The organism is Pluralibacter sp., from assembly GCF_019237635.1.
Lineage (GTDB): Bacteria > Pseudomonadota > Gammaproteobacteria > Enterobacterales > Enterobacteriaceae > Enterobacter_B.
On record NZ_JAFAGS010000010.1, the window covers coordinates 1 to 11,432 of the forward strand.

Annotated in this window: 10 protein-coding genes; all 10 read left to right on the forward strand. The window is 60.3% G+C overall.

Translation table 11 applies throughout. The features are described from left to right. On the forward strand, window positions 1-374 hold a 374-nt coding region (locus tag JO226_RS01270), incomplete at its 5' end, for a GDP-mannose 4,6-dehydratase (protein ID WP_293481687.1). A gap of 3 nt (window positions 375-377) precedes the next feature. After that, entirely contained in the window at window positions 378-1,343 is a 966-nt protein-coding gene (locus JO226_RS01275) for a GDP-L-fucose synthase (RefSeq protein WP_293481689.1), read from the forward strand. A 2-nt stretch (window positions 1,344-1,345) separates the two neighbouring features. Beyond that, the gene (locus JO226_RS01280; protein WP_293481691.1) at window positions 1,346-1,825 is read left to right on the forward strand and encodes a GDP-mannose mannosyl hydrolase; all 480 of its coding nucleotides are present in this window, start codon (window positions 1,346-1,348) and stop codon (window positions 1,823-1,825) included. Beyond that, a complete protein-coding gene (wcaI, locus tag JO226_RS01285) occupies window positions 1,822-3,045 on the forward strand; it encodes a colanic acid biosynthesis fucosyltransferase WcaI (RefSeq protein ID WP_293481693.1) in 1,224 nt (407 codons plus the stop codon). Before JO226_RS01280 ends, wcaI begins: the two co-directional genes overlap by 4 nt. Window positions 3,046-3,048: 3 nt before the next feature. Then, a complete protein-coding gene (gene cpsB, locus JO226_RS01290) occupies window positions 3,049-4,485 on the forward strand; it encodes a mannose-1-phosphate guanyltransferase (protein ID WP_293481695.1) in 1,437 nt (478 codons plus the stop codon). A 75-nt stretch (window positions 4,486-4,560) separates the two neighbouring features. Then, entirely contained in the window at window positions 4,561-5,931 is a 1,371-nt protein-coding gene (cpsG, locus tag JO226_RS01295) for a phosphomannomutase CpsG (protein WP_293481697.1), read from the forward strand. Window positions 5,932-5,997: 66 nt separating this feature from the next. Continuing rightward, window positions 5,998-7,380 carry an undecaprenyl-phosphate glucose phosphotransferase gene (wcaJ, locus tag JO226_RS01300; RefSeq protein ID WP_293481699.1) on the forward strand — a complete coding sequence of 461 codons (1,383 nt, stop codon included), beginning with the start codon at window positions 5,998-6,000 and terminating at the stop codon, window positions 7,378-7,380. 9 nt (window positions 7,381-7,389) lie between these two features. Next, the gene (locus tag JO226_RS01305; protein WP_293481701.1) at window positions 7,390-8,868 is read left to right on the forward strand and encodes an MOP flippase family protein; all 1,479 of its coding nucleotides are present in this window, start codon (window positions 7,390-7,392) and stop codon (window positions 8,866-8,868) included. A 40-nt stretch (window positions 8,869-8,908) separates the two neighbouring features. After that, window positions 8,909-10,189, forward strand: coding sequence for a colanic acid biosynthesis pyruvyl transferase WcaK (gene wcaK, locus JO226_RS01310; protein ID WP_293481703.1), 1,281 nt, complete (start codon window positions 8,909-8,911; stop codon window positions 10,187-10,189). Continuing rightward, window positions 10,186-11,406, forward strand: a complete 1,221-nt coding sequence (gene wcaL / locus JO226_RS01315) for a colanic acid biosynthesis glycosyltransferase WcaL (protein WP_293481705.1) — start codon at window positions 10,186-10,188, stop codon at window positions 11,404-11,406. The genes wcaK and wcaL overlap by 4 nt, the downstream gene beginning before the upstream one ends. Window positions 11,407-11,432 lie beyond the last annotated feature (26 nt).

Here is an 11,432-nt window from a genome sequence, read left to right on the forward strand (position 1 = left end):
TGATCGCCACCGGCGTGCAGTACTCCGTGCGCCAGTTTGTCGGGATGGCGGCGGCGCAGCTGGGCATCAAGCTGCGTTTTGAAGGCCAGGGCGTGGATGAGAAAGGCATTGTGGTCTCGGTGACCGGCCATGACGCGCCGGGGGTGAAACCAGGGGATGTGATGGTGGCGGTCGACCCGCGCTTTTTCCGCCCGGCGGAAGTGGAAACGCTGCTTGGCGACCCGAACAAAGCGCACGAAAAGCTGGGCTGGAAGCCGGAAATCACGTTACAGGAAATGGTCAGCGAAATGGTGGCAAAAGACCTCGAAGCGGCGAAGAAACACGCTCTGCTCAAATCCCACGGCTACGAGGTGGCCATCGCGCTGGAGTCTTAATTCATGACCAGACAACGTATTTTTGTGGCGGGCCACCGGGGCATGGTGGGCTCGGCCATCGTCCGCCAGCTTGAACAACGCGATAACGTTGAGTTGGTCTTGCGTAGCCGCGAGCAGCTCAACCTGCTCGACGCCAGCGCGGTGAATGCGTTTTTTGCCGAACAGCGTCTTGACCAGGTGTATCTGGCGGCGGCCAAAGTGGGGGGGATTGTCGCTAACAATACTTACCCGGCGGACTTCATCTTCGAGAACATGGCCGTCGAGTGCAACATCATTCACGCGGCGCATATGAACAACGTGAATAAGCTGCTGTTTCTCGGCTCGTCGTGCATCTATCCGAAGCTGGCGAAACAACCAATGGCGGAGAGCGAGCTGCTGCAGGGCTCTCTGGAACCCACCAATGAGCCGTACGCCATCGCCAAAATCGCCGGTATCAAGCTGTGCGAGTCCTATAACCGCCAGTACGGCCGCGATTACCGTTCGGTGATGCCGACCAACCTGTACGGCCCGCACGACAATTTCCATCCAAGCAACTCGCATGTGATCCCGGCGCTGCTGCGCCGCTTTCACGAGGCGGCGCAGAATAATGCCGCCGACGTGGTGGTGTGGGGCAGCGGCACGCCGATGCGCGAGTTTCTTCATGTCGACGATATGGCGATGGCAAGTATTCACGTGATGGAGCTTGACCGAGAGGTGTTTCAGAGCAATACCCAGCCGATGCTGTCGCATATTAACGTCGGTACCGGGGTGGACTGCACCATTCGCGAACTGGCGCAGACCATTGCGAAGGTGGTGGGCTTTAAGGGCCGGGTGGTGTTTGACGCCTCAAAACCCGACGGTACGCCACGTAAGCTGCTGGATGTGTCGCGCCTGCACCAGTTCGGTTGGTATCACGAGGTGACGCTCGAAGCCGGGCTTGCCAGCAGCTACCAGTGGTTCCTTGAAAATCAGCACCGTTTCCGGGGGTAACCATGTTTCTGACGCCAGAGGATTTTGCCGCTGCGGTTCGTTCCACCCCGCTCATCTCAATGGATCTGATCGTGGAGAACGAAGAGGGCGAATTTCTGCTCGGAAAACGTAACAACCGTCCGGCGCAGGGCTACTGGTTCGTGCCGGGCGGGCGAGTTCAGAAAGACGAACCGCTCTCAGCGGCCTTTGCCCGCCTGACGGAAATCGAGCTTGGCCTGCGTCTGCCGATGTCAGCCGCCTGCTTCGACGGCGTCTGGCAGCACTTTTATGATGATAACTTTTCCGGCAGCGCTTTCTCCACCCACTACGTAGTGCTGGGGTTTCGCCTGCGGGTGAACCAACAGACGCTGGCGCTGCCGGACGCGCAGCACAACGACTATTGCTGGCTCACGCCGCAGGCGCTGCTGGCGATGGATCATGTGCACGATAACAGCCGCGCCTACTTCCTGGCGGAAAAACGCGCGGAGGCGCCGGGCCTATGAAGATCCTGGTCTACGGCATCAACTACGCGCCTGAGCTGACCGGCATCGGCAAGTATACCGGCGAGATGGTCGAGTGGCTGGCGCGTGAAGGCCATGAGGTGCGGGTGATCACCGCACCGCCGTACTACCCGGAATGGGAAGTGGGCGCGCGCTACAGCGCCTGGCGTTACCGCCGGGAGGACGGGGAGGTGACCGTCTGGCGCTGCCCGCTGTACGTGCCGAAACAGCCGTCGACGCTCAAACGGCTGATCCACTTAGGCAGTTTTGCGCTGAGCAGCTTTTTCCCGCTGATGGCCCAGCGTCGCTGGAGGCCGGATCGCATTATCGGCGTGGTGCCAACCCTGTTTTGCACACCGGGGATGCGCCTGCTGGCGAAACTCTCCGGTGCCCGCACCCTGCTGCATATCCAGGACTACGAGGTGGACGCCATGCTGGGGCTCGGCATGGCGGGGTCAGGCAAGGGCGGCACGCTTGCGAAGCTGGCCTCGGCGTTTGAGCGCAGCGGGCTGCACAACGTCGACAACGTCTCCACCATTTCGCGCTCAATGATGAACAAGGCGCAGGAAAAAGGGGTGGCGGCGGAGAAGCTGATTTTCTTCCCCAACTGGTCTGAAGTGGCCCGCTTTCGCGAGGTCAGCGCCACCCAGGTCGCGGTGCTGCGCGCCCGGCTGGGGTTGCCCGAAGAGAAAAAAATCATTCTCTACTCGGGCAATATCGGGGAAAAGCAGGGGCTGGAGAACGTCGTCGAGGCCGCCGCGCGGCTGCAGCATCAGCCGTGGCTGTTTGTGATTGTGGGTCAGGGCGGTGGTAAGGCGCGTCTTGAGAAGATGGTCAGCGAGCGGGGGGGAGACAACGTGCTGTTTTTCCCGCTGCAACCGTATGACGTGCTGCCCGCGCTGCTGAAAATGGGCGACTGCCACCTGGTTATCCAGAAGCGCGGCGCGGCGGATGCCGTGCTGCCCTCGAAGCTGACCAATATCCTCGCCGTCGGCGGCAACGCAGTGATCACCGCCGAACCGCAGACCGAGCTTAGCCAGCTTTGCGCCGCCCGCCCGGGCATCGCGGTCTGTGTTGAGCCGGAGTCGGTCCCGGCGCTGGTTACGGGTATTGATGCCGCGCTTGCCATGCCGCGCGAGAACCGGCTGGCGCGCGAGTATGCCCAAAGCACGCTCGAAAAAGAGAGCGTGCTGAAACAATTTCTTGCTGATATTCGGGGTTAGAACATGCGTCAATCGCAATTATTTCCGGTAGTGATGGCCGGAGGCTCCGGCAGCCGTTTGTGGCCGCTGTCCCGGGTGCTTTATCCCAAACAGTTTTTGTGCCTGAAGGGCGATCTGACCATGCTGCAGGCGACGGTGAACCGCCTCAACGGCGTGGAGTGCGAAAGCCCGGTGGTTATCTGCAACGAGCAGCACCGGTTTATCGTCGCCGAACAGCTGCGCAAACTGAATAAGTTGACCGAGAACATCATCCTCGAACCCGCCGGGCGCAACACCGCCCCGGCTATCGCGCTGGCGGCGCTGGCGGCGAAGCGCCACAGCCCGGATGGCGACCCGCTGATGCTGGTGCTGGCGGCGGATCACGTCATTCAGGATGAGGAAGCCTTTCGCCGTGCGGTGCGTGAGGCGATACCGTTCGCCGAAAGCGGCAAGCTGGTGACCTTCGGCATCGTGCCGGATCTGCCGGAGACTGGCTATGGTTATATTCGCCGCGGTCAGGCGAGCCCCGGGGCAAACGACGCGCTGGCCTTTGAGGTGGCGCAGTTTGTCGAAAAACCGAATCTGGAAGCGGCGCAGGCCTATGTCTCCAGCGGCGAATACTACTGGAACAGCGGGATGTTCCTGTTTAGCGCGGGTCGCTATCTGGAGGAACTGAACAAATTCCGCCCGGATATTTATTCCGCCTGCCAGCAGGCGATGAGCGTGGTCGATCCGGATCTGGATTTTATCCGCGTGGACGAGGCGGCGTTTCTCGCCTGCCCGGAGGAGTCGGTGGACTACGCGGTGATGGAGCGCACCGCCGATGCGGTGATGGTACCGATGGACGCGGGCTGGAGCGATGTCGGCTCGTGGTCGTCGCTGTGGGAAATCAGCAACCATACGGCGGAAGGCAACGTGCACCACGGGGATGTCATCAGCCACAAAAGCGAGAACAGCTATGTGTACGCCGAATCGGGGCTGGTGACCACCGTGGGGGTGAAAGACCTTGTAGTGGTGCAGACCAAAGATGCGGTGCTGATTGCCGACCGGCACGCGGTACAGGATGTCAAAAAAGTGGTGGAGCGCATCAAAGCCGATGGCCGCCATGAACATCACATTCACCGCGAGGTGTACCGGCCGTGGGGGAAATATGACTCTATCGATTCCGGCGAACGCTACCAGGTCAAACGCATCACCGTGAAGCCAGGGGAAGGGCTTTCGCTGCAGATGCACCACCACCGCGCTGAGCACTGGATCGTGGTTGCCGGTACCGCCAAAGTCACCATCAATGATGAGGTGAAGCTGCTGGGGGAGAATGCGTCGATTTACATTCCGCTTGGCGCGACGCACTGCCTGGAGAACCCCGGCAAAATCCCGCTCGACCTGATCGAAGTCCGTTCCGGGTCGTATCTCGAAGACGACGACGTTGTGCGTTTTGCGGACCGTTACGGCCGTCTTTAGTTTCTGATTAAAAAAACACCAAACATGGCCTCGGCAGCAGGTCAGGGCCGACTGCTGCCTGAAGAAGGGGAAAACGTGGAAAAATTAACCTGTTTTAAAGCCTATGACATCCGCGGCAGGCTCGGGGATGAGCTCAATGAAGACATTGCCTGGCGCATCGGGCGCGCGTACGCCGCCTTGCTGAAGCCGAAAACTGTAGTGCTGGGCGGCGACGTGCGTCTGACCAGCGACGCGCTGAAGAGGGCGCTGGCGGACGGGCTGCGCGACGGCGGCGTCGATGTGCTGGATCTCGGCATGTGCGGCACCGAGGAGATCTACTTCGCCACCTTCCACCTCGGTGTGGACGGCGGTATCGAAGTGACGGCCAGCCACAATCCGATGGATTACAACGGCATGAAGCTGGTGCGTAAGGGCGCGCGGCCGATAAGCGGCGATAGCGGGCTGCGGGATATTCAGCGCCTGGCGCAAATCAATAACTTCCCGCCAGTGGATAAGGCGGCGCGCGGCAGCTACCGGACGCTCACACTGCGCGACGCCTATATCGACCATCTGTTGGGCTATATCAGCCTCAGCAACCTGAAGCCGCTGAAACTGGTGATTAACGCCGGTAACGGCGCCGCCGGTCCGGTGGTGGACGCGCTGGAAGCGCGCTTTAAGGCGCACAACGTGCCGGTGAGCCTCGTGAAGGTGCACAACATGCCGGACGGCACCTTCCCGAACGGTATTCCCAACCCGCTGCTGCCGGAGCGTCGCGACGATACCCGCAACGCGGTCATCGAACACGGCGCCGATATGGGCATCGCTTTTGACGGCGATTTTGACCGCTGCTTCCTGTTTGACGAAACCGGACAGTTTATCGAGGGATATTACATCGTCGGCCTGCTGGCCGAGGCCTTTCTCGAAAAACAGCCCGGCGAGCGCATTATTCACGACCCGCGTTTGTCCTGGAATACCGTCGATGTGGTGCTGCGCGCGGGCGGCACGCCGGTGATGTCAAAGACCGGACACGCCTTTATTAAGGAACGGATGCGCGAGGAAGATGCTGTCTACGGCGGGGAAATGAGCGCGCATCACTATTTCCGTGATTTTGCCTACTGCGACAGCGGCATGATCCCCTGGCTGCTGGTGGCGGAGCTGCTGTGCCTGAAGGGGAAGACCCTCGGCGAGCTGGTGCGCGACCGGATGGCGGCATTTCCGGCCAGCGGCGAAATCAACAGCACGCTGGCGGATCCGGCGCTGGCGATTGCCCGCGTGGAACAGCACTTTGCGCCGCATGCGCTCGACATTGACCATACCGACGGCATCAGCCTGTCCTGGGCCGACTGGCGCTTTAATCTTCGCGCTTCCAACACCGAACCGGTGGTGCGCCTGAACGTCGAGTCGCGTGGCGATGTACCGCTGATGGAAGCCCGAACCCAGGACATCCTGGCGCTGCTAACGCGTTAACCCGACCGACCGTCCCCTGACTCTTTTGGGGCAGGGGACGGGGCGTGAAATAAAACAGGAACAACGATGACGACGCTAACAAAGCGCGAACGAGCCAAAACGAATGCATCGTTAATCTCAATGGTGCAGCGATTTTCCGACATTACCATTATGTTCGGTGGGCTGTGGGTGGTCTGCAAGGGCGCTGAGTTGCCGTTTGTGTACCTGCATCTGCTGATGGCCCTGCTGACGCTGGTGGTCTTTCAGATGATTGGCGGAATGACGGATTTTTACCGCTCCTGGCGCGGTGTGCGCATTAATACCGAACTGCTTTTGCTGCTACAAAACTGGACGCTGGCGCTGATTTTCAGCGCCGGGCTGCTGGCGTTTAACGACGATTTCAACAACAGCGCGGCGCGGTGGCTCGCCTGGTATGGCCTCAGCACTTGCGGGATGGTGGGATGCCGCATTTTTATCCGTGTCGCTGCCGGTTGGTTGCGTAACCGCGGCTACAACACCCGCCGCGTCGCTGTTGCCGGGGGCTTGCCCGCAGGAAGAGTGCTGCTGGAGAGCTTTCGCAACCAGCCGTGGTTAGGCTATGAGGTGGTGGGCGTCTATCACGACGCCCCGGGCGCAAAGGCGGTGGGGGATTTTCAGCAGCTTATCGATGACGCCCGGGCGGGGAAAATCCATAACGTGTATATCGCGCTGTCGATGCAGGATGAAGCCTGCATCCGGATGCTGGTGCGCGAGCTGGCGGATACCACCTGTTCGGTCATTCTTATCCCGGATGTCTTCACCTTCAACATTCTCCATTCCCGCATTGAGGAGGTGAACGGCGTACCGGTGGTGCCGCTGTATGACACGCCGCTGTCGGGGATCAACCGCGTGATCAAGCGCCTCGAAGATATCGTGCTGTCGTCGCTTATCCTGATGCTTATCTCGCCGGTGCTGGCCTGCATCTCGCTTGCGGTCAAGCTCACGTCGCCCGGGCCGGTTATTTTCCGCCAGACCCGCTACGGCATGGACGGTAAACCGATCATGGTGTGGAAGTTTCGCTCGATGCGGGTTATGGAGAACGACAAGGTGGTGACGCAGGCGACGCAAAACGACCCGCGCGTTACCCGGGTCGGCAGTTTCCTGCGACGTACTTCTCTTGACGAACTGCCGCAGTTTATCAACGTGCTGACCGGCGGCATGTCTATCGTCGGGCCGCGTCCGCACGCGGTGGCGCATAACGAGCAGTACCGGCAGCTGATCGAGGGCTACATGCTGCGCCATAAGGTGAAGCCGGGCATTACCGGCTGGGCGCAGATCAACGGCTGGCGCGGTGAAACCGACACGCTGGAAAAAATGGAAAAACGCGTCGAGTTTGACCTGGAGTACATCCGCGAGTGGAGCCTGTGGTTCGATATCCGCATTGTTTTCCTGACGGTTTTCAAAGGCTTTGTCAACAAAGCGGCGTACTGAGGACACAGCATGAGCCTGAGAGAAAAAACCATCAGCGGCGCCAAGTGGTCCGCCCTGGCGACGCTTACCATCATCAGCCTGGGGCTGGTGCAAATGACGGTGCTGGCCCGCATCATCGACAATCACCAGTTCGGTCTGCTGACCGTCTCGCTGGTGATTATCGCGCTGGCGGATACGCTGTCCGACTTTGGCATTGCCAACTCGATTATCCAGCGTAAAGCGATAAGCCAGCAGGCGCTGACCACGCTCTACTGGCTGAACGTGGGGTTGGGCGTGGCGGTGTTCGCGGGGGTGTTTTTACTGAGCGATGCGATCGCGGCGCTGCTGCATAACCCGGATCTGGCGCCGCTGATGCGTGCGCTCGCCTTCGCCTTTGTGGTTATCCCCCACGGCCAGCAGTTTCGCGCGCTGATGCAAAAAGAGCTCGAATTCAACAAAATTGGCCTGATTGAAACCGCTGCGGTACTGGCGGGGTTTACCTTCACCGTGGTCAGCGCCCATTTTTGGCCAGTGGCGATGACGGCGATTCTGGGTTATCTGGTCAACAGCGCCGTACGCACGCTGCTGTTCGGCTGGTGCGGCCGCAAAATTTATCGCCCGGGTTTCACCTTTTCGCTGCGATCGGTCTCCTCGAACCTGCGCTTTGGCGCGTGGCTGACGGCGGACAGCCTCATTAACTACGTGAACACCAACCTGTCTACGCTGGTGCTGGCGCGGATCCTCGGCGCCAGCGTCGCCGGGGGCTATAACCTGGCCTATAACGTGGCGGTGGTGCCGCCTATGAAACTCAACCCGATTATCACCCGCGTGCTGTTTCCGGCGTTTGCCCGTATTCAGGACGATACGCAGAAGCTGCGGGTGAATTTTTATAAGCTGCTGTCGGTCGTCGGCATCATCAATTTCCCGGTGCTGCTTGGGCTGATGGTGGTGAGCGATAACGTGGTGCCGCTGGTGTTTGGCGAAAAATGGCGCAGCATCGTTCCTGTATTGCAACTGCTGTGCGTGGTCGGGCTGCTGCGCTCCGTCGGCAACCCGATTGGCTCACTGCTGATGGCGAAAGCCCGCGTCGATATCAGCTTCAAATTCAACGTCTTCAAAACCTGCCTGTTCATTCCGGCGATTATCGTCGGCGGCCACCAAGCCGGGGCGCTCGGCGTGACCCTCGGCTTCCTGTTGGTGCAGGTCATCAACACCATCCTGAGCTACTTCGTGATGATAAAGCCGGTACTCGGCGCCAGCTACCGTGACTACATTCTGAGCCTGTGGCTGCCGTTTTACCTGTCGTTGCCGACGCTGGTCGTCAGCCAGGCGCTGGGGATGGCGCTACAAGGCCATCTGCCGCTCAGCGAGCTGCTGGCAGCGCAGATTGCCGCCGGCGCGCTGGCGTTCGCGCTGATGATAGTGCTGTCGCGCCACCCGCTGGTGGTGGAGATGAAGCGCCAGCTGTGCCGCAGCGAGAAGATGAAAACGTTATTGCGGGCAGGCTAACCGCCGCCCAGTGCATGCAGAACCCCTTTAAGAGGTCATTATGAAATTATTGATTCTTGGCAACCATACCTGCGGAAACCGCGGCGACAGCGCCATTTTGCGCGGCCTGCTGGATGCCATTCATACGCTTGAGCCGGACGCCGACGTCGACGTGATGAGCCGCTATCCGGTGAGCTCCTCCTGGCTGCTGAACCGCCCGGTGATGGGCGACCCGCTGTATGCGCAGATGAAGCAGCACAACACCGCCGCAGGCGTGATGGGGCGCGTGAAGAAGGTGCTGCGCCGCCGCTATCAGCACCAGGTGTTGTTATCACGAGTCACCGACACCGGCAAGCTGCGCAACATCGCCATCGCCCAAGGGTTTACCGATTTTGTGCGCCTGCTCAGCCACTATGACGCCATTATCCAGGTGGGCGGCTCGTTCTTTGTCGATCTTTACGGCGTGCCGCAGTTCGAGCATGCCCTGTGCGCGTTTATGGCCAAAAAACCGCTGTACATGATTGGTCATAGCGTCGGGCCGTTCCAGGAGCCGCAGTTTAATCAACTGGCGAACTACGTGTTTGGCCAGTGCGAGGCGCTGATTTTGCGTGAATCGGTGAGCCTGAACCTGATGCAGCGCAGCGACATCACCACCCAACGGGTGGAGCAGGGGGTGGATACGGCCTGGCTTGTCGACCATCACGACGGTGATTTTATCGCCAGCTATGCGGTGAACCACTGGCTACAGCAGATAGCGAAGCAGAAAAGCGTGGCGATCACCCTGCGCGAGCTGGCGCCGTTTGATAAGCGGCTGGGCACAACGCAGCAGGCCTACGAGCAAGCGTTCGCGGGCGTGGTGAACCGCATTATCGCGGCTGGCTATCAGGTGATTGCGCTGTCAACCTGTACCGGCATCGACAGCTATAACAAAGATGACCGCATGGTGGCGCTGAATTTGCGTCAGTACGTGAGCGACCCGTCGCAGTATCACGTGGTGATGGATGAACTTAACGATCTGGAGATGGGCAAAATCCTCGGCGCCTGCTGCCTGACGGTGGGCACGCGACTGCATTCGGCCATTATCTCAATGAACTTCGGCACGCCAGCCATCGCCATTAACTATGAGCACAAATCCGCCGGGATCATGCAGCAGCTCGGCATGCCGGAGATGGCGATTGATATTCGCCATCTGCTGGATGGCAGCCTGAACGCGATGGTGACGGATGCGCTGGGACAACTGCCGGTGATGAATGACCGCCTGCGCGTTGCGGTGAAAGCCGAGCGAGAAAACGGTATGCGGATGGTGAGCTCGGTGCTGCGCCGGGTCGGGGAGGGGAAATGAAGGTCGGTTTCTTTCTGCTGAAATTCCCCCTCGCCTCGGAAACCTTCGTACTGAATCAGATTGTGGCATTTATCGAGATGGGTCATGAGGTGGAGATTGTCGCCCTGCAAAAAGGCGATTTGACCCATACCCATGAGGCCTTTACCCGTTACGGTCTGGCAGAGAAAACGCGCTGGTTGCAGGATGAGCCCGCCGGAAAAATGGCAAAGCTGCGTCGGCGGGCGCTCGCTACGCTCAAGGGCATCGGGCGCCTTGCCACCTGGCGGGCGCTGAACATCGGCCGCTACGGCGACGAGGCCCGCAAGCTGATCCTGTCGTCAATTTGCGCCAGCGCCAGGACGCCGCTGACGGCGGATGTGTTTATCGCCCACTTCGGCCCGGCTGGGGTGACGGCGGCCAAACTGCGCGAGCTGGGCGCGATCCGCGGTAAAATCGCCACCGTTTTTCACGGGATCGACATCTCAAGTCGTGATGTACTGCGCCGCTACACCGTGGAGTATCAGCAACTGTTTCACCGTGGCGACATGATGCTGCCGATCAGCAACCTGTGGGCGACGCGGCTGCGCGCAATGGGGTGCCCGGAGCGCAAAGTGGCCGTTTCCCGGATGGGGGTCAACATGGACAGCTTCACGCAGCGCCCGTTGAGGGGGCCGGGCGAGACGCTGCAGATCATCTCCGTGGCGCGCCTGACGGAGAAAAAGGGGCTGCACGTGGCGATCGACGCCTGTCGTCTGCTGAAGGCGCAGGGCGTACGGTTTCACTACCGCATTCTGGGGCTGGGGCCGTGGGAGAGACGCTTGCGCACGCTTATCGAACAGTACCAGCTGGATGATGTGGTCGAGATGTCGGGATTCAGGCCGAGCCACGAAGTGAAAGCCATGCTGGAGACGGCGGACGTATTTCTGCTGCCGTCAATCACCGGCGCTGATGGCGACATGGAGGGGATCCCGGTGGCGCTGATGGAGGCGATGGCGGTGGGGCTCCCGGTGGTGTCCACCCGACACAGCGGTATTCCGGAGCTTATCGATTCCGGTGAGTCCGGTTGGCTGGTGGCGGAGAACGACGCCGCCGCGCTGGCTCGCCAGCTCGGCGAGCTGAGTACCGCCAGCGCCTCTGGCCTGGGGCCGGTCGTGCAGCGTGCGCGGGAAAAAGTGGAAGCGGAATTTAACCAGCAGATTATCAACCAGCGGCTGGCCTGCCTGCTGCAGGGATTGTAAGGGGTTGTATGCAGAAAAAAACGCGT

Coding starts and splice junctions, on each gene's coding strand:
- wcaI (WP_293481693.1), top strand. CDS start 1,822: ATGAAGATCCTGGTCTACGGCATCAACTACGCGCCTGAGCTGACCGGC.
- wcaL (WP_293481705.1), top strand. CDS start 10,186: ATGAAGGTCGGTTTCTTTCTGCTGAAATTCCCCCTCGCCTCGGAAACC.
- JO226_RS01280 (WP_293481691.1), top strand. CDS start 1,346: ATGTTTCTGACGCCAGAGGATTTTGCCGCTGCGGTTCGTTCCACCCCG.
- JO226_RS01305 (WP_293481701.1), top strand. CDS start 7,390: ATGAGCCTGAGAGAAAAAACCATCAGCGGCGCCAAGTGGTCCGCCCTG.
- wcaK (WP_293481703.1), top strand. CDS start 8,909: ATGAAATTATTGATTCTTGGCAACCATACCTGCGGAAACCGCGGCGAC.
- JO226_RS01275 (WP_293481689.1), top strand. CDS start 378: ATGACCAGACAACGTATTTTTGTGGCGGGCCACCGGGGCATGGTGGGC.
- cpsB (WP_293481695.1), top strand. CDS start 3,049: ATGCGTCAATCGCAATTATTTCCGGTAGTGATGGCCGGAGGCTCCGGC.
- wcaJ (WP_293481699.1), top strand. CDS start 5,998: ATGACGACGCTAACAAAGCGCGAACGAGCCAAAACGAATGCATCGTTA.